The organism is Streptomyces sp. NBC_01244 (assembly GCF_035987325.1).
In the GTDB taxonomy this organism is placed as follows: Bacteria; Actinomycetota; Actinomycetes; order Streptomycetales; family Streptomycetaceae; genus Streptomyces.
The window spans coordinates 1,066,645-1,082,794 of sequence record NZ_CP108488.1 but is presented as its reverse complement, the minus strand read 5'-3'; the positions used below and the strand labels follow the sequence as shown (position 1 = coordinate 1,082,794).

Annotated in this window: 20 protein-coding genes and 1 pseudogene; 8 read left to right on the top strand and 13 right to left on the bottom strand. The window is 67.3% G+C overall.

Features of this window, described 5'->3' with window-relative positions:
- The first annotated feature begins 20 nt into the window (after positions 1-20).
- From OG247_RS04565 to OG247_RS04555, 3 genes are all read left to right on the top strand, one after another.
- Positions 21-470, top strand: a complete 450-nt coding sequence (locus OG247_RS04565; RefSeq protein ID WP_327250977.1) for a hypothetical protein — start codon at positions 21-23, stop codon at positions 468-470.
- 62 nt (positions 471-532) lie between these two features.
- Positions 533-772, top strand: a complete 240-nt coding sequence (locus OG247_RS04560; RefSeq protein WP_327250976.1) for a hypothetical protein — start codon at positions 533-535, stop codon at positions 770-772.
- Entirely contained in the window at positions 769-1,035 is a 267-nt protein-coding gene (locus OG247_RS04555; protein WP_327250975.1) for a LexA family protein, read from the top strand. Before OG247_RS04560 ends, OG247_RS04555 begins: the two co-directional genes overlap by 4 nt.
- 75 nt (positions 1,036-1,110) lie before the next feature.
- On the opposite strand, the gene OG247_RS04550 is transcribed toward OG247_RS04555, so the two are convergent.
- Positions 1,111-1,395, bottom strand: a complete 285-nt coding sequence (locus OG247_RS04550; RefSeq protein ID WP_327250974.1) for a DUF6087 family protein — start codon at positions 1,393-1,395, stop codon at positions 1,111-1,113.
- A 308-nt stretch (positions 1,396-1,703) separates the two neighbouring features.
- On the opposite strand from OG247_RS04550, the gene OG247_RS04545 reads away from it, so the two are divergent.
- The 3 genes from OG247_RS04545 to OG247_RS04535 all read left to right on the top strand — a co-directional run bounded on the left by OG247_RS04545 (position 1,704) and on the right by OG247_RS04535 (position 3,163).
- Entirely contained in the window at positions 1,704-2,057 is a 354-nt protein-coding gene (locus OG247_RS04545; RefSeq protein ID WP_327250973.1) for a DUF317 domain-containing protein, read from the top strand.
- A gap of 61 nt (positions 2,058-2,118) precedes the next feature.
- Positions 2,119-2,406, top strand: coding sequence for a hypothetical protein (locus tag OG247_RS04540; protein WP_327250972.1), 288 nt, complete (start codon positions 2,119-2,121; stop codon positions 2,404-2,406).
- Between the two features lie 7 nt (positions 2,407-2,413).
- Complete coding sequence (locus OG247_RS04535) at positions 2,414-3,163, top strand: DUF317 domain-containing protein (RefSeq protein ID WP_327250971.1); 750 nt, start codon at positions 2,414-2,416, stop codon at positions 3,161-3,163.
- 104 nt (positions 3,164-3,267) lie between these two features.
- Here OG247_RS04535 and OG247_RS04530 read toward each other — a convergent pair whose 3' ends face one another.
- The 10 genes from OG247_RS04530 to OG247_RS04485 form a co-directional block, all read right to left on the bottom strand.
- On the bottom strand, positions 3,268-3,807 hold the full coding sequence (locus OG247_RS04530) for a hypothetical protein (RefSeq protein ID WP_327250970.1): 540 nt from the start codon (positions 3,805-3,807) through the stop codon (positions 3,268-3,270).
- 238 nt (positions 3,808-4,045) lie between these two features.
- Positions 4,046-4,507: a hypothetical protein gene (locus OG247_RS04525; protein WP_327250969.1), complete on the bottom strand. Its 462-nt coding sequence runs from the start codon at positions 4,505-4,507 to the stop codon at positions 4,046-4,048.
- Positions 4,508-4,587: 80 nt separating this feature from the next.
- Positions 4,588-6,306: a relaxase/mobilization nuclease domain-containing protein gene (locus OG247_RS04520; RefSeq protein WP_327250968.1), complete on the bottom strand. Its 1,719-nt coding sequence runs from the start codon at positions 6,304-6,306 to the stop codon at positions 4,588-4,590.
- An 11-nt stretch (positions 6,307-6,317) separates the two neighbouring features.
- Positions 6,318-6,788: a plasmid mobilization protein gene (locus tag OG247_RS04515; RefSeq protein ID WP_327250967.1), complete on the bottom strand. Its 471-nt coding sequence runs from the start codon at positions 6,786-6,788 to the stop codon at positions 6,318-6,320.
- A gap of 167 nt (positions 6,789-6,955) precedes the next feature.
- A complete protein-coding gene (locus tag OG247_RS04510; protein WP_327250966.1) occupies positions 6,956-7,201 on the bottom strand; it encodes a hypothetical protein in 246 nt (81 codons plus the stop codon).
- Positions 7,202-7,300: 99 nt separating this feature from the next.
- Positions 7,301-8,458, bottom strand: a complete 1,158-nt coding sequence (locus tag OG247_RS04505) for a DUF2637 domain-containing protein (protein ID WP_327250965.1) — start codon at positions 8,456-8,458, stop codon at positions 7,301-7,303.
- The gene (locus OG247_RS04500; RefSeq protein WP_327250964.1) at positions 8,458-9,078 is read right to left on the bottom strand and encodes a WhiB family transcriptional regulator; all 621 of its coding nucleotides are present in this window, start codon (positions 9,076-9,078) and stop codon (positions 8,458-8,460) included. The genes OG247_RS04505 and OG247_RS04500 overlap by 1 nt, the downstream gene beginning before the upstream one ends.
- A 138-nt stretch (positions 9,079-9,216) precedes the next feature.
- Positions 9,217-9,954: an ATP-binding protein gene (locus OG247_RS04495; protein ID WP_327250963.1), complete on the bottom strand. Its 738-nt coding sequence runs from the start codon at positions 9,952-9,954 to the stop codon at positions 9,217-9,219.
- Positions 9,951-10,250 carry a hypothetical protein gene (locus tag OG247_RS04490; RefSeq protein WP_327250962.1) on the bottom strand — a complete coding sequence of 100 codons (300 nt, stop codon included), beginning with the start codon at positions 10,248-10,250 and terminating at the stop codon, positions 9,951-9,953. Before OG247_RS04490 ends, OG247_RS04495 begins: the two co-directional genes overlap by 4 nt.
- Before the next feature lie 764 nt (positions 10,251-11,014).
- The gene (locus OG247_RS04485) at positions 11,015-11,335 is read right to left on the bottom strand and encodes a transcriptional regulator (protein WP_327250961.1); all 321 of its coding nucleotides are present in this window, start codon (positions 11,333-11,335) and stop codon (positions 11,015-11,017) included.
- A gap of 1,303 nt (positions 11,336-12,638) precedes the next feature.
- Between OG247_RS04485 and OG247_RS04480 the strand changes: the two genes are divergently transcribed.
- Together OG247_RS04480 and OG247_RS04475 are read left to right on the top strand one after the other, a co-directional pair.
- Entirely contained in the window at positions 12,639-13,934 is a 1,296-nt protein-coding gene (locus OG247_RS04480; RefSeq protein ID WP_327250960.1) for a helix-turn-helix domain-containing protein, read from the top strand.
- Between the two features lie 135 nt (positions 13,935-14,069).
- Positions 14,070-14,480 carry an acyl-CoA thioesterase gene (locus OG247_RS04475; protein ID WP_327250959.1) on the top strand — a complete coding sequence of 137 codons (411 nt, stop codon included), beginning with the start codon at positions 14,070-14,072 and terminating at the stop codon, positions 14,478-14,480.
- A gap of 9 nt (positions 14,481-14,489) precedes the next feature.
- Here OG247_RS04475 and OG247_RS04470 read toward each other — a convergent pair.
- Together OG247_RS04470 and OG247_RS04465 are read right to left on the bottom strand one after the other, a co-directional pair.
- Positions 14,490-14,665 (bottom strand): annotated as a pseudogene (locus tag OG247_RS04470) (ABC transporter ATP-binding protein); the annotation flags it as partial.
- Between the two features lie 120 nt (positions 14,666-14,785).
- On the bottom strand, positions 14,786-16,129 hold the full coding sequence (locus tag OG247_RS04465; RefSeq protein WP_327250958.1) for a hypothetical protein: 1,344 nt from the start codon (positions 16,127-16,129) through the stop codon (positions 14,786-14,788).
- Positions 16,130-16,150: the final 21 nt, after the last annotated feature.

Sequence of the window (16,150 nt, the reverse complement as noted above, 5' to 3'; positions counted from 1 at the left end):
CCCCCTCCTCCAGGAGCTACATGACTGACTCCATCGAGCCCGACGTCCTGTACGGACAGACTCCAGGCAGTTCGCATCCGCTGTGGGTTGCCGTGCTCAAGGACCTACCCCATGCCCTTGCCGTACTGGAACGGCATGGCTTCCAGCCGACCATGATCGGCGATCTGGAACTGTTCGCGCTCCCAGAAGAGACCAGCACGCAGTTGAGCGCCGAACTGCACCTTGCGTCGTACACGGAGCTGGCCAACGCCGGCTACACGGTCATCTCCACCCCCGCGCACCCGGCCCTCCCCATCGAACTGCTCGGACGAATCGAACGACGTACGGTCTTGGGGCCCACCCGGCCGCCTTCCGCAGGGCCTGAACAGGGACAGGGGGCGAGCCCTGGCAGCCCGAGGACGGCTGCACCGGCCGCGAAGCCCGCTGTGCCGGATACCTTCCGCCGGCCTCCGACCCGTGGTGGCGGCTGACCGTGGCCTAGACCTCGCTGATCAAGTCGCACGTAAGTTCGAATGCATGTTTGAATGGATGGATGCAGTACCTCCGTTTTCCTGACGATCTCCTGGCGCTGGCAACAGCCTGGTTGTGCACGTACGAGGCGATGGCCGTCGTGCCCGCCGGAACGGGCACCAGCCTGCACCGGCGCCAGCTCATCCGGCTCTCCTGTGCTATCTCGGCTCACCCTTTCTGGGCGATGCCGGGGCGTTCGACGGCCGCACGGGTGGAGCTGCTGCGGCAGGCACGTGCGGATCGTTGGGCGCGTGCCGCGTGAAGCGGATCACGCCCAGGCAGTGGGCGATCCTCGAAGCGCTCCGCGATCATCTTGCTACGTACGGGGTTGGCCTCACGGTGCGGGAGCTCGGGGAGAGGGTTGGGCTGGCCAGCAGTAGCAGTGCTTCGCACCAGCTTCACCGGCTGGAGGCGGCGCGGCTACTGACCCGGAGCGGGAGGGAGTGGACGACGATGACGTTGACCGGCGCCGCGATGAAGCTGCTCGCCCACCGGCCCTTGGTGGGATCTCGTCGGGTGGTGTAGCTGGACCGGACGCAGGTGGCGAACAGCCGGCGGGCATCAGCGAGTCTCCGTGGGGTCTCCGGATAGGCCGCCTAGTCAGGGCTTGCGGTGGCGGCCTGGCTGCTTCGGCGGCGCCGGCTGCGCATGCTGCTGCGGCTGGGGTGTCGGGTAGAGGATCCGACACGCCTCCGCGAAGTTGTCCACGATCATCAGCGCCTGCCAGGCAAAACCGTCCCACTCCAAGATCATGCGCGGGGCATCGGGGTTCATATGGGCCGCGCGATGCGGGCCGCTTCCGAGCGTGACGGCCTTGAGCTCGCCGGGTGCACGCAGGCGCCCTTGGCGGCGTGCGGCCCACCGGTCGAGGGGTTCGTCGTTCATGGGCTTCCCTCCGTGAAGAGCAGCACCCTACCGAAGTCGCACAGCAAGCCGCTGCCATCTCCGGCGCACTGTGTGCATCCAGGCGGCGACACGTACCGCCACCGTCGTGCGTTGGGCGCGGAGCCCCATCCACAATCGAAGAACACCGAGCGAGGGCGGCACCCCATCAGGGGTGCCGCCCTCGCTCTGTGCTGTCCGGACATCGCTCACGGCAGACGGGTAAGACGCGCACACCTCTGGAGCGACCGGCCGACCCATGTCAAGGTTGACCCCTTCCCCGAAACCGCAGGTCAGAGAGGTGTTCGCGCATGACCGTCGAGATAGGACGCCCCGGTTTCTCCACGACCATCGAGGCCCTGCGGATCCGGACATGGATGCTCGGACGGGGCCAGCCCTCCCAGGTGATCGACCAGTTCACGGCCGAGGACTTCCACTTCGTGGTGGACGACAGAGCCGACATGCACATCGCCAGTAAGGACGGGCGCCTCTACCTCGGCTGGTTCCCCGACGGCCGACCGGGCCAAAGCGATGAGGGATGGCGGCTGGCCGTCACGGGAACGGCAACCGTGCCCGGCTACAGCATCGGCTTCGACGTCGAAACCCCAGCTCATCTCGTCGCCTCGGTGGTCGCCGCCGTCATCTCCACCTCACGTCCGGCCTGAAGCCCAGATCGTCGAGCACGACTCCTCAGCCAGCTCTTCAACAACCAGCCCCGGAGGCTCCGTGCGTCCCATCGCCAGTGACCCCACCAATACCGAGATCATCGAGCACCTTTTGCGCTACGCCCCCGGCACCCCGGTGCGCATGGCCATCAACCCCGAATTCCCCTACGCCCACACGCTGGGAGGCATCGTGCTGGGCGTGGGCCACGACGGCAGCCCCGTCATCTACATCGGGGAGGCGGGACAGGCGGGCTTCTTGCCGGCCCTCACCGCCCAGGAGCTGGGCTGGCACCCGCGCACCATCGTGCCGGCCAGGACGCGCCGAGGAGTAGGAGCCACTGACCAGTGACCATCCAGTGGAAGCCCCGGAGGCGCCCCTGAACGCGGAACAGCCCGAAGAGCGTCCGAGCGTCGACGTGCTCTGGGTCAGCCCGAGACACCTGGCCGGCGACGACGGAGAGCTGGCGGAACGTGTGGGAGACGAGCTCGTCGGCGCCGGATGGTCGTACTGGGTCACAGCACGCCGGACGCTCTTCTACGCGAGCCCCGATCAACTCCGCTGTGCCGAATGGGTCATGGCCGATCCGCTCACCACGGAGCTGGCTGACCTGCCCGTCGCCTGGGAGATCTCCGCACGCGAGGACTCGTCGCGCGCCACCGTGAACTGGACGGCCTACTTCACCCGCGGCGTGCCCTACGAAGCCGTTGCCACCTTCGCCCTCGCCGTTGCGGATCGCACGGAACCCGCGTGGGGTTTCGACGGCCCCGAGGCCGTCCCCGAGATGCTGGTGGCCGGCGGCTGGCAGGGCGACGTGGACGACCCGAACTTCACGCTCTGGGACGAGTCCTTCACGGCGTGCATGACCCGGGCGCCGCTTCCTGACGGGATTCATGACCAGGACCCCCGCCCCGATATGCCCGGCTGGCAGGCCTGGTCCCAGCCGGAAGTCGCGGGTCCGTATCTGTGGGTCGCTGCGTTCAGCACGTCCACACCGCATGAGCTGGTCGCGGCCTTCGCGGCAGGCCTGGTCGGCGAGGCGCCCGTTCCGCGCCGCGTCCTGCCGGCGTCTTCCCGGGCACGTCTTACGATCCGGCCTTCCCTCTGACGAGGGCGCAACTGGAGGTTGATCCGCGACGCACGTGATCCGCATACAGAGCCCTGGCCCCCAGCGAGATTCTTCGCTGGGGGCCAGGGCGTTTTCGGGGCGCGTCAGCCTGCGGGCTTCAGGGCCTTCGCCAGTGCCTTGTCCACGTGGGCGTCGACCAGGGCGGGGCTCCCCGAGAGGACGATCAGCACGTTGCCGGAGCGGACGGCGATCTGCTTCATCACGCTGGGGCGTCCGCCTGCCGTGAGCGTGAGGACGTGCCCCCACTGCTCGTCGCCGCGCTGGGGCGTGGTCACCTTCTGGACGGTCACGTCGATGGGGACGTTGCCAGAGACCATCTGGTACTTCGGGCACGACTCCATGGCGGTGAAGATCTCCCGGGACCGGACGGAGATCTTCTCCTCGGTGTCGCTGTGGACCTCTTCGCTCAGGTCGGAATCCTTCGAGGCGTACGTGAAGGACACCTTGGCCTGGTTGGGGAAGTCCAGCGAGCCGTCCGCCGGTCCGGAGCCGAGCTTCTCCAGAGCAGGGCACCCGACGACAGCCATGTCGTCGTGCTTCGACGTCGTCTCGGGCTTCACCCGGTAGTCGGAGCCCAGATCGATCAGGTCCAGCAAGCGGGGGCCGAGTTCAGCACTGGTCAAAGGCTTCGCGGATACGCCGGATCCGTCGCTGCTCTTCGCCTCTGCCCGGGCCGATGAGGCCGGCGCGGAAGGTGCGGCAGCCTGGGAACAGCCGGTCAACGCGAGGGCTCCCAGAGCCGTCAGGCTGAGCAGATTCTTGACGTTGTTTCGCATATGTGATTCCCCCCAGAATTCGTGTGCGGCCGTACGCTACCCCGATCACCTCGGGTGGGGTAGATCCATCTCGCCTGGTGTGTGATCAGAGGATCACTCCCGCGAAGGTTCCGTCGTAGCCGAACGAGGCCTCGCCATCCTCCCTGCTGGTGTAGAGACCCTCGACCGGCCCGGCGGTCCGCTCGTACCAGGCCGAGTCCAGCCCGGGAACGGGGGTGTCGTGTCCGGAGCGGCAGCGGACCCACACCCGCCCGCCGGAGTTCAGTACGAGCCAGTCGCGGTACACGCCGCACTCCGCGCAGGAAACCACGACCCCGTCCACGGTCAACGGCGCCCAGTAGCGCATCATCGACCCGGCCAGATCCCCGGCCGCCGGGACGTGGAGCTCCGCCGGTATCTCAAGCTCTACGTCCTCGGGCTCCATGTTGCTGGGCTCGGTACTCGCCGGGGCAGGCCGGGTGGGCTCCTCAGCCGCCGCGATCAGTTCTGCCGCGGCAGCACGGAACTCGTTGGCCTGGTCGTGGTGTCGGTTGTGCCGGCGGAACATGGGCGCCTCCCGGGCCTGGTGTGTGGTGGCAGGGGAGAATCCTCTCCCGGCAGCGGTTCGTACTTCTACTAAGGAAACGATCAGCGGCCCGGCGCCGGACGATCCTGTCGAGGGCTGCCCTGACCTGGGACGGAGCTCTGTCGCGAGCGGATGGTGCTAGCCCTGGTGCCCTTTGCGGGAGAGTCCGTGCCAGCGGCGGCAGGCAGGTCTGCCAACCGGCGAAGGCGCCACACCAGCACGTCGGACATCGACTCCGCGGTGTCCAACTCGCGGCGCGAGGCTGCCTCGGCCAGTAGCGGGACCACGTCATGGCCCGCGGCCTCGGCCTCGGCGAGCGTTGCGGCCAGCGCCGGCCACCCGGCCTCGTCGAGCACCCGCTGTGCGAGATCCGGGACCGCCTCGCGCATGGCGGAGCTGTATCTGCGCTGGAGAGGCAGGGTCAGCTGGCGGCCCCGTTCACGCAGGACGCTCAGCGGCGCCACGGCGGCGTTGCGGTACGCCGCACGCAGGTGCTCGGCTGTCTGCTGCGCCGCCGCGGCCTGCTGGGCGTGGCCCTTCTTCGCATGCCAGGCGGCGGCGGTGATGACGAGGAAGAACAGCATGTCGATGACCATGGCCGTGCCGGCGCCGTCCTCGCCACGCCCCAAGGCAGGACCGCCCCGTACGAGGTCGCGGGCTGCCTGACGCAGGACACGGTCCTGCTGCCGTTCGGCACGGATATGAGAGCGCGATGCCCGCTCGAACGCGAAGGCGGCGTCGGAGAGTTCACGCCGGGTGTGGGCGGCGCTGGTCTTGGCCAGGGCGTCGAGCACTTCTCCGACGTCGGCGATCTGGGCGGCTGCCGCGCCGTCGTCGTCCTGGCCGATGACCAGCAGTGCAGTCCACACCGCACCGGTCGCCGAGCGACGGGCCTGCGACGGCCTCGGCTGCGGGCTGCCGACCGCGGTCTCGTCGGGAGCCTCCTGCCCTTCGTATCGCTGGCGAATTCGAGGGAGGGAGAGGTCGGGAGCCAGCTTGGCGCCGGCGTAGAAGATCGGTTCGCCGTCCTTGTTCCGGTCCGAGGGCAGGGCGACCTTGTAGCCGAGGAGATCGCCGCTGGGTGCGACGCGGCGTACGACGAGGAGGCCGGAGGCGCCGAGGCGGTCGAAGAACTCGGCGTCGTTCGCGGCGCCGGCCACCGCGCGGCGGACGGTCTCGCGGAGCTCCTCGCGCGCGGTACGGGTCCGGCCGGTGCGCTCCGCCTTGTGCCGCTCGGCGCTGGTGGGGCGTTGAGCAGCGGTCTTGTCGCCGGTGTTGAGACGGCGCAGGCCGTAGTCGGCTTCGATGAGGCGCGCCTCGGCCTGGGAGCGGGCGGCATCGTTGTGGAGGCGGGGCTTGCGGCCGTCCTCGCGGACGGTCGTGGCGATGATGTGGATGTGGTCGTCGGCGTGGCGCACGGCCGCCCACCGGCATGCAGCGGGGTCGTCATCTGCGGCGATGCCGGTCGCGGCGACCATGCGACGGGCGATGTCCGCCCACTGTGCGTCGGTCAGTACCGGGTCTTCCGGGGCGGCGCGGACAGACAGGTGCCACACGTGCTGGTCCGGTCGCCGGCTAGCGGGAAGCGCGTCCACAGGCTGGTCGAGCAGCTGCTGCAGCTCCTTCAGGGTGGCCTCGATGTCCCGGCCAGGGTCCGGGGCGAGGCTGTCCCAGGCGGCGACCAGGTGGGGGTCGGTGTGCTCCTCGTGGGTGCCGGGGCCGTAGAGGTAGTGGAGCAGGCCGATCGTGCGGCTTCCGCGTTTGTGGACTCGGGGGATCATGCGCAGGCGCCTTAGCGGTCGATCAGCTGTTGGGTAGCGGCTTCCAGGCGTCGTGCGACCCGGTGGACAGCGGCGAGTGCGGCGTCGGTCTGAGGGGTGTCACCGCCGGAGTTGAGGATGCGGGCGATCTGGTTGATGTTGTTGCCGATGTAGCCCAGGTGCCGGCGGGCGGCGAACAGTTCCGCGACCACCTCACGTTCAGAGGCGATCTCTGCTGCTGTCTTGTGTATGTCTCGTGCTGCGGTGAGTGCGGCGTGAGCGATGAATCCGGCGACGGTCAGACCAGCTGCCTGGGCGCCGGCGGTGATCGCTGCGAGTTCGTCGTCGTTGAGTCGGGCGTTACGTACATGCGGGCGCTGCCCGCGCTGGTACGGACGGCGGCGGCGCGGACGAGAGGGGACGGGTTCGACGTGCTCGCACGTGCTGTCGTGGCAGGTGTGCGGCTGCTCCTCCGACTGCGATCCGCCCCCGGTCGCAGTCAACCCTCCTGGCGCCCCCCGGTGCCAGGAGGGCTCCCGGCTCCCCTGGGGGCCGGCTCCATTGGATACTCCGCCGACGGTGGAGTATCCAATGGGATAACTTGCTCGCCCTGAGGTCGAGTTGACGTGCGCCTGGTCGAGCTCGCGGATCGGATCCGAGAGCGGGTCGGTCATCGGCTGACGCCCCGGACTGCGTTCTCATCGCGCTGGACCTGGGCCGCGAGGTCCAGCAGGTCTTCGGGGCCAGGCAGCACCAGCACTGGTGACTTCGGCCCCTCCTGGACCAGCCATTGACCGGTGGGCACGGGCAGGGCAGCGTGCAAGTGCCCGCGGCGCACGAGTACATCAGCCCAAGCGGAGGCGACGGCGCCGGTGTTCGCCGACTGCGAGGGCTGGCTGGTGGTCGATGAGGACACGAGGACTCCTTGGGAAGGGAGCGGGGCGTCGGAGCTGTCTCCGGGCCGCCCCGCTCTGCGATGTGTTGCCGACTGGTCAAGACGCGCGTTGTCCGCGCGTCAGCGGGTTCGCCGTTTCGGTCGAGGCAGATGCTCCAGCGCGGGGTCCTCGTAGAGGACCTCTTGCAGCTCCCGGAACCGCTCGTTGCTGATCGTGAGGCGCTGGTCGCGTAGGTACGGTCCGATCACTCTGCGGGTCATTCGGCCGCCTGCCAGAGCCGCATCGCGCGCGATCGGGACGAGCACTTCCAGGGGGATCGGATCCGGGAAGGGGCCGATGGTCTGGTCCACCGAGTCTTCGACCCTCCGGCCGCCGTGATGGTCTGAGGCTGGTTCTGGTCCGGGGCCCGGAGGCTCCGGCACAGGTTCCGCATCATCAACGTGGTCCGCTGCCCGGTCTGGTCCGCCCTCCTCGACGGGGTGTGAGAGGTCTTGGTCCGCGACACCACCTGCGGCTTTGGCGTAACGGTCGTGTTCGGGCTCGCTGGAGACGAAGTCTTCCCCCGAGTGCGGCCGGTGGTCCGCTGCTGGGATGCCGCTGCTCACCGCGCTGAGCAGGGCTTGGTCCGCCTCGCGGACGACGGTCTGGCCGCCGGCCCCGTTGCGCGCATCGGGGTGCGCGGTGTGGTCCGCCAGCTCTTGGTCCGCCTGAACGTTGCTCGCGCGCGGGTGGTCTGGTCCGGTGGCGCCCTCCTCTGCGCCGGCGGACCGGGCGACGGGTGTGTCGGACCGGACCAGCGAAGTAGGTTGCTGGTCCGCAGGGTTGGTCCGCGTCTGGTCCGTGGGGTGGTGCCGCGTGATGAGGATGTAGAGGTGGACCGCGCCGGCGAGCGCGAGGGGGGCGAGCGTGGACAGGATCGCCACCACGGTGTCGCCCAGGCGCAGGCCGCTGGGACTGGGTGCCTGCTGGTTGAGGCGCACCGCGTGAAGTGCGTTCGCCCAGATGCTGGATGCGGTGGCCGTACCGAAGAGCGTCCACACGTAAAGCCGTGCACGCAGGGGGGCTTCGGCGAGCACCAGCAGGGCCCGTACGCCGTAGGCAATGAATCCGTCGACCACCAGCGGAAACAGGTAGGTCAGAAATCCGCGAACGTGGATGGCCACGGCCATCTGCTGGAGCGCGTCGTACGACAGCGCGCAGCCGGCCGTGCCGAGGGTGATGATGGCGAGGCGGTCCCAGAAGCCGATGGGGGCGGCGGCATGCGCGGGGGAGTCCATCACGCGGCTTCCCCATAGGCCGTGCGAGTTTCCGAGTCGCAGGAAGCTGCGGCGTCTGTGACGGCCACGGACGAGGCCTTCGCTGGTCCGCCGGCCTCACGCGTGGCGGACATCTGCTGGAGCCACTGGTGGTCGCGCGCCGATACCTCCTTGGCCTGCTCACGCATCAGCTTGCGGGTGTAGTCGAAATCGCTCTGCAGCAGCATCGCCAGACGTTCGACGCTCCACTCGCGGAGGTAGGCCTGGCGGACCACAGCGTTGCGTTCGGGGATCGACAGGGCGACATCGCGGCCCCGGAAGACGGCGTGTACGCGGTTGTAGTCCAGACGCTTGGCGACCTTGTTGTGGAAGGGGCGCCGGTCCTTCTCCGTGAGTCCGGCTCGGAATCCCTTCCGGGCGTCGCTGTCCATGGCGCCGTCGAAGCATTGCTGCACGACCGGGCAGCTCTTGCAGATCGCCCGGGCTTCCTCGGTGCTCTTGCTGTTGGTGGCCGTGGGGAAGAAGACCTCGTCCGCTTCGGCGGGGTCCATGCCGTAGCAGGAGCCTCGCTCGGTCCAGCTGCGATCGGTGATCCCGAGCATGCCGACGATGGGGTTCTCGTGGGTGGTGATGTATCGCAAGGTGCTCTCCGTGGTGCTTCACGGCCGGCACACGGTCACCACGGCGCGCGCTGCGACGGTGCAGCGCGGCGTGGCGGGTCCAGGCGGTGAGGGCGGGCAGGGGCGCGGACTTAGACGCCGCGCTGGTAGGGAAGTTGGTCAGGCCGAGGCTCGTGTCCGGCGGCGGTCCGGCCCGGACATGGCGATCTGCTGGCACATCCCCGCGAGGCGCGAGGCGACCCGGTCACCGATCTGCTCACGCAGGACCGGCTGCTCCGCTGGCATCGTGGCGGAACGGACCGGGGCGAGGTTGCTGGTGATCAGCGTCGGCAACTCGCGGTTGTAGCGCCAGTTGATGAGCCGGTACGTCAGCTCCTCGGTCCACCGGGTGGTCGTCGCCGCGCCCAGGTCGTCCAGGTGCAGTACGGGGATCCGCACGAGGCGCCGCATCATCCACTCCGGGTCGACACCCGCGCTGGGGCGCATTTCGGCGTAGAGGTCGGCAGCGGTGATGGACTCCCACCGCACCACGGTCCCCGTGGCGATCAGCGCCCGGAGCGCCCCGAAGGCCTCGTACGTCTTGCCGACCCCGGTCGCGCCGAGCAGCAGCAGCGAGGGGCCGGTCGAGACCTCCCGCCGTCCTCCCGTCGTGGGGGCGGTGGCGTTCGCGACGACGTCGTCCACCCACTGGCGGACACGCGGGTCCGTGATCGTCGCCTTCTGGTAGCGCGAGGGGATGCGCTGTTGGGCGGCCTCAAGCGCCGGGATGCCAGCGGGTGTGTCAGCCAGCGGTCGGTCCGGGTCGATCCCCAGCTCTGCGAAGCGTGCCGGCCAGCGGCGGACCACGGCGGCCGTGCCCAGCTTGTGCGGTCCGGAGGTGTCGAAGCGTCGGGTCACAGGGACTCCTCGTAGACGGAGCTGTCAGTGGGGTTCTGCCAGGGCTGATACGCGGGCCGGGCGCTGGCCCAGAGCCCCGCGCCGGAGGCGGACGCCGGGGGAGAGGCGTTCAGTGCCTCGTTGACCAGGCTCGGCAGGACGCTGGCGTGCAGGCCCTTGATGCGCAGCCGCTCCAGGGCGGTGCGGATGACCGCAGGATCGAAACCTTCTTCCAGCAGCCCCTTGGCGTGGCGGCCGATGAGACCGCGCACCGTCTGCGGCACCGGTTGCGAGCAGGCCGACACGTACTCGGCCACCAGGTCCTTTGCCGATACCGATCCGAGTGGGGACTCCGGCGCGGAGGCATCGCCCCCCTTAGGGAAAGATCCAGGATCCAGGATCCTAGATCCAGACGCCGAGCCCTCGCGCAGATGCGTCGAGGCCTCATCGAGAACCGTCTGACCTGCGACTTCCTCAGGATCCTCGGGGACAGCCTGGCGGAGGGCCGGGGGAGCCGCCTCCACGGCGGTCCTGCTGCCAGGGGAGGAGGCCGTGGGGGCCATGGACGGCACCGAATCTGACGAAATGGTGCGATCGAGGACTCGTCGAGTATTCGCCGAATCCTGCGACCGGTCGCCGCCGCAGAGCTCGGCCGGAGTGGTCGGAGCCGTCGTCCGGGCCGGAGCCGAGGAGACCGGGCAGGACGCTCCGTCGCACTCGCTGCACCTGTTGTGAGCCTGGTGTACGGGGCACCGCGGTCGCCGCGACGCTGAGGCGCGGTCGATCTTCTGGTGCTTCTCCCAGGTCACGAAGTGCAGGTAAGCGCCACCGTCGCACCCGGTGTAGCGGCAGATGAGACCAGCGCCGGCCAGCTGGTCGAGGTCCCTGGCTACGTCTGCCGGGGTGTGGTCGGCGCGGAGAGCCCAGAGCCGTCCGGCGATGATCGCGGGGTGGTCACGGAACCGACCGTGGTCGTCAGCCTGGGTGAGCAGGCCGAAGAAGGTGACCATGGCAGTGACGTCGACCGAGGCCAGGTCTTCCGACTCGAAGGCCTCAGGCTTGATCGTGCGGATACGTGCCATCAGACATCGCCGCTGTCGAGGGCGGCGGACCGCAGATCAAAGGTGCGACGTTCCGCCCAGCTGGCTGCAGGGTAGGTGCGGATGATCCGGCGGGCGGCGACGTGCGCCTGAGTACGACTGATCCGCACCGATCGGCCATCGGAGCCGGTCGCCCTCACGTCGAGGTGGGGCCATGCCGTCCGGCCGTCCTGAAGCCGGATCTGCAAGGAGGCGACTTGCGGCAGCATGATGGCGAGCCTCTGCGCCAATGCGCGGGCTCGGAGGGTTGGTGTCTCGGCGCAGGCCGGATTCAGTGGCCTTTTGCGCAGGGCGCTGGTCATGCAAGACTCTCCGGTGAGGTAAGCCCCACACCGGTGTGCCCCGTCAGAAGGGCCGGTGTGGTGGTGATTGATGGATCTCCCGCCCGGGCAAGGGTTAGAGGTCCATTCGGTGTGCGGCGTCTGGGAGTTCGCTCTCCCAGGCGCCGACTCTGTTTCTGGTCCGGTTTCGCTCCCGCTGTCTCGCTGCCTGCCTCCAGCTCGTCGTCTCTCGCCTTCTGCGGGTATGCCCCTCGGGTGACGACGAACATATGCGGATGCCGCGACAAGATCCAGACTTAGCTAACGAAATACCGATCAGACGTGATCGGGGTGCCAGCATTGACGCTCACTGTGGACCTGCGGAGTGACGCAATTGGTGTGGCGATCGCCGAGACGATGCGAGTGAAGCTCGTGATCATGATTCCCCCTGCAGCAGCCAGTTGTGAGCGGATCTTGAAATGGTCGGTCGGAGGGATTTAAACCCGACTGACCAGCCTCGTCAATCTATGACAAAGAGTCCTATTTCGGGCGCTAGTTGCTTCGTGCCTCGTCGCGGGTGCTGCCGCCTCGCCCTTGCAACTTGCCCTCGCTGGAAGGGGGATGGGGTCACTTCGCGAGGGGGTGGCCCCGGCGTTGTGGGGCGGAGCGGGTCTAGCGAGCTGAAAGTCGGCAATTTGTTGCCGATTCCCAGATCGGAAATCAGTTGCCGATTTCCGTGTCCGATTCGCTCTCAAACGCACCGTGTGCCCCGGTGGGATCGTTCTGGGGTGTGAACTTGCAGCGAGGTGTCATTGGTCACAAGGGGGTGATCTTGACCCTGAAGGCAGGAGCGCGGAGTCGAGGGGGCGGGGTGCGTTCCCGGTTTGACTCTTCGGTCGATTGGGGGAGGCGCGGCCGTTGGGCGGAGTGCCTTTGGCGGGCGCACCTGATGGTCGTGTCTGATCCGAGGCGGGCTTCTCTGCTCTCGGAGGGGCTGGGTACTCGTTGAGTCGTGGGCCGCCTATGGTCATGGCGCGTCGGGGGCCTGCGGGGCACTTTCGAGCGAATCCGCTGGTGGAGCCTGAGTGGGAGAAGGGGAGGGGTGCTTCTGGGGGTCTTTGGTCTGGAGTGCTTGGGCACAAGGTCCTTGCATCTGGATCTGGTGCGTGGTCCTTCTGGTCGATATTCCTGTCGGTGCGCGTGAAGTGTGAGCTTTGGAGGGGTAAGCGGGCGTATTCTCGAGATGCCTGGCCTCGGGGGCGACGGCTTGTCGCCAAAATCAGCGCATCCGGTAGCTGTGAGAGCTGCCGCTTATTTCTCGCTACCCGAATGAGGTGCCGCCGCTATGCAACACGGAGCCGATCCGATCCCGCCAGGTGATCTGGATTCGATGCCTGGTCAGGTGATGGGGTTCGCGGGCCTGCTCAAGGCGTGGCGTGCGTCCGCCAGTGCGCGCCGGGGGCGGACGATCACACAGAAGGAAGCTGCGGCGGCTATCAAGCGCTCCGTTCGTTCGTACGGCGCCATAGAGCGGGGTGCTACTGCCACCAGGCTCACCAGTGAGCAGTGTGAGGCGCTCGCCGAGCTATTGATGCTGAGCCGGGATGAACGCCGAGCCTTGATGCTCCACAGTCTTGGCACCTTGCCGGAGACGGCGCCTCGCCGGCCCGACCCGCGAGTTAAGAAGGCCCTGCAGCTGTTCATCGATCAGCAGATGCCCAGTCCTGCCTACCTCAGTGACGGCACGTGGTCCATCTTGGCGTATAACCATGGAATGGCTGAATGGTGGCCATGGGTGACGGAGCCTGACGCGAATCTCATGAGGTGGGCGCTGCTCTCGCCTGAGGCTCGCGTTCAGTACTCCGACTGGGAAAAGCATGCGGAGGTTTACGTTCGTCTGCTGAAGTTCGCTTTGGCGAGCCGGAGTGGGGACAAGGCTTTGCTGCGTCTCATTTCGGACGTCTGTGCCGACCCAGACGTTGATCGAATCTGGAAAACGCATTACGACCTTGGTGCCGACCGTGACGGTCATGTATTCCACATGAACGTTCCTGCTCTCGGCGAGACTGTGGAAGTAGTCAGCCATGTCCTCTTCCCGGCAAGCCTGCCCGAATGTCGACTCGTAGTCATCACCTGGGTGGAGGGGGACGAGTCCAACAGCCACAGCCTTGACGCCCTGGGTGGTGTGCGCGATTCCTGGGCGGAGAGGGCGAGCGGTGTCCGCCATGACTCCCGGGACTGGACACGCCCTGCTGAGATTCCTCGACGAAGCGTGTCCTGTTGTACGCCGGACGAAGCCGCAGCTCTTGCTGGCGATGGTGGTATCCATCTTCCGGCGCTGAGCAAACATGTTGGCCCTGACGTGCGGCTGACGCTGTCACCTTCGAGCGGGTCTGTGATCTGGGCGACTCGGGAGTGCGGAAAGTGGGCCGTTGCGGAGTTCGACGCGTCGGCTGTCCTGTCACACTTCCCACTCGCACAGGATCCGGACACCACGACAGAGCTCGATGCCCTAACGCGTACCACTTTGGCCTGCCCCCACCGGCCGGCCGGTACCAAGCGATCCCGGGCAGTCTCGCGCGGGCAGATCAGAGCCATACGAGCCGGTGCGTGTCCGCCAGTTGCCGCTGGCCGGATCTAGCTGGAGAGCGACTGCGGTGAAGTCGCATGACGATCCCACGCGAGCCTCTGCTCAACTCGTAACGGATGCAGCCGGCTAGTCGCAGCTTTGCTGTCTTGTGGACGGAACACATTGTCGAATTTCCCAGGAGGAGCCATGCCCCGTTTCAACTACCTGTGTCCCATCCGCTGGTCAGATATGGACGCCAACAGCCACGTCAACAACGCTGTTTACCCCCGCTATCTTGAAGAAGCGCGGATGAACATGTTCGAGGCGCTTGTGCCCAGCGATCCCACGGAGCGCCTCAGTAAGAACTTCCTCCTCTCGGAGCAGTGGATGAAGTTCTCCAAGCCGCTTGTCTACAGCAAGGAGCCGGTGGAGATCGAGGTGTGGGTGACAAGATTGAAGGGCGTCTCGTTTGAACTCGCCTATGAGATTAAGGACAGCGGAGGCGTGTACGTGTCCGCGACCTCCAAGATGGCTGGCTTCGACTCAGTTGCCGGACGCGTTCGTCGCTTTGATGACGACGAACGCGCTGTCCTTGGCAGCTTCCTGGACGAGTCATAGAACTGGATTGAGGTACAGGGCGGTGTGGAACATCGCCGTGCCGTTGGGTGACGACCTCGGAGAGTGCGGCGAGCGTGGTCTGGAGCGATGACGGCCGTGGCGGCGATGGCGGGTTCGATCTGGCCGGTCATGGCGAGCCAGGCGAGTGCCTTCCAGGCTGCGAGCAGGAAGAAGACGCCGCAGGCCGGTGCGGAGGAGATCGGCAGGCCCGCGGTGCCGCGTCCCCGTTCCATTGGGCGAGGCAGAGGGCCTCTCGGCGTGGGGTTGGCTGGGGCCCCCGTCAGAGGCCCCATGCTTGCTTCCGGCTACCCCTTCATGGCGCCCACCAGGGCCGCTCGCTCGGTCAGCGTGCGGACAGCCTGGATCTTTGCGTGGGGTTTCAACCTACGTCGCATCGTGTCGAAGTGCTCGTCTCCCCTGGATGAGGAGAGATGCTCGTACTCGTCCAGGAATCTGTTCCACGAGTCGCACGCAGCCTCCACGTGTCCGTAGGAGTGCTGGCGTTGTGCGAGCACTGCATAGGAGTGCAGGCGGCCTTGCCGCTGTCCTGATGGCTGAATGCGGATGGATTCCTTTAGTGCACGGATGGATCCGGAAAGGTCACCCGTTTCGTTGAGTACGTGCGCTTCGTGAAAGAGGAGGGCGGTCCGGTCATACCCGCCGACGGAGTCCTTGCCGTCGTCAGCCCTCGCCAGAGCATCGCCGGCTTCCCTCAGCCGGTTGAAGGCCTGCCGCCGGTCTCCCACCATTGCGGCCCCGTGGGCCTGTTGGCCTCGCAAGAAGGCAGTCAGGCGCGGTCCGGCCACCGGAGCTGCCTCGGCCGCCGAGTCAGCCAGCTCCAGCGCTCGCCGTCCATAGCCGAGGTTCGAGGCCTGCAACGACATCCCGCGGAGCGTCCGGCAGTACGTGATGTGGTCTTCCGCCTCACCAGCCAGTTTGAGGGCGGACACGTAGTACTGCTGGCCCAGGCTATGTGCCCGCTCGTACATGGCCATCCAGCCCGTGAGGTAGGTCAGGTCGGAGGCGGCCGCGAGCATGTCGCGTCGGACCTCGTCGGAGGCTTGCGCCTTCAGCCATGGGCCGACTGAGTTCACCAGGAAGGCCGCAGCCATCGGGCGAGCATGCCCCGCGCCCAGCTCATCGAGGATGTCAGCTATCCGGTCGGTCATCGTTCGCACGATGGCAACCTGGCCGGTTCCGATCCTCGTAGTGGCCTTCCCCGGCAGTACCGGCGCAGGCTCAGCAGCCACGGCCAGATCAGGGAACAGGGGAACGATCAACGCTGCGGAGAAGATTCCGGCGGCGAGAATGCCGCGCCGGGACGGGTCCATATCGGCCTTTCCGAGGTCTACAAGTTCCCCCACAGTGTCCTGGGTTGTCGCAGACGGCGGCGGCGTGAGACCAGCCTCGGAGAAGGTGACGGGGCGGCCCAGTTTCCGCGCGAAGGCCTCGATGATCAACGCTCTGACCTGTGAACGAGGCTGATGGCCGGCGATCCACTGGGAGACAGCCGGCTGGCCGTAGGTGAGGCTCAGTCCGGCCTCGGCACCAACCCGGTTGATGATGCTCGCGAACTGAGACCGGGACCAATTCGCCTGGTCAAGGAGCGAGGGCAAGCCCGTGTTGGGCGTGCGTGAGCGTTCCGCCATGTGCAACTCCCGACATTGCAT

What these genes read in the sequence shown, in the direction of transcription:
- OG247_RS04565 (WP_327250977.1), top strand. Translation starts at nt 21, where the DNA reads ATGACTGACTCCATCGAGCCCGACGTCCTGTACGGACAGACTCCAGGC.
- OG247_RS04560 (WP_327250976.1), top strand. Translation starts at nt 533, where the DNA reads ATGCAGTACCTCCGTTTTCCTGACGATCTCCTGGCGCTGGCAACAGCC.
- OG247_RS04550 (WP_327250974.1), bottom strand. Translation starts at nt 1,395, where the DNA reads ATGAACGACGAACCCCTCGACCGGTGGGCCGCACGCCGCCAAGGGCGC.
- OG247_RS04545 (WP_327250973.1), top strand. Translation starts at nt 1,704, where the DNA reads ATGACCGTCGAGATAGGACGCCCCGGTTTCTCCACGACCATCGAGGCC.
- OG247_RS04525 (WP_327250969.1), bottom strand. Translation starts at nt 4,507, where the DNA reads ATGTTCCGCCGGCACAACCGACACCACGACCAGGCCAACGAGTTCCGT.
- OG247_RS04520 (WP_327250968.1), bottom strand. Translation starts at nt 6,306, where the DNA reads ATGATCCCCCGAGTCCACAAACGCGGAAGCCGCACGATCGGCCTGCTC.
- OG247_RS04505 (WP_327250965.1), bottom strand. Translation starts at nt 8,458, where the DNA reads ATGGACTCCCCCGCGCATGCCGCCGCCCCCATCGGCTTCTGGGACCGC.
- OG247_RS04485 (WP_327250961.1), bottom strand. Translation starts at nt 11,335, where the DNA reads ATGACCAGCGCCCTGCGCAAAAGGCCACTGAATCCGGCCTGCGCCGAG.
- OG247_RS04480 (WP_327250960.1), top strand. Translation starts at nt 12,639, where the DNA reads ATGCAACACGGAGCCGATCCGATCCCGCCAGGTGATCTGGATTCGATG.
- OG247_RS04475 (WP_327250959.1), top strand. Translation starts at nt 14,070, where the DNA reads ATGCCCCGTTTCAACTACCTGTGTCCCATCCGCTGGTCAGATATGGAC.
- OG247_RS04465 (WP_327250958.1), bottom strand. Translation starts at nt 16,129, where the DNA reads ATGGCGGAACGCTCACGCACGCCCAACACGGGCTTGCCCTCGCTCCTT.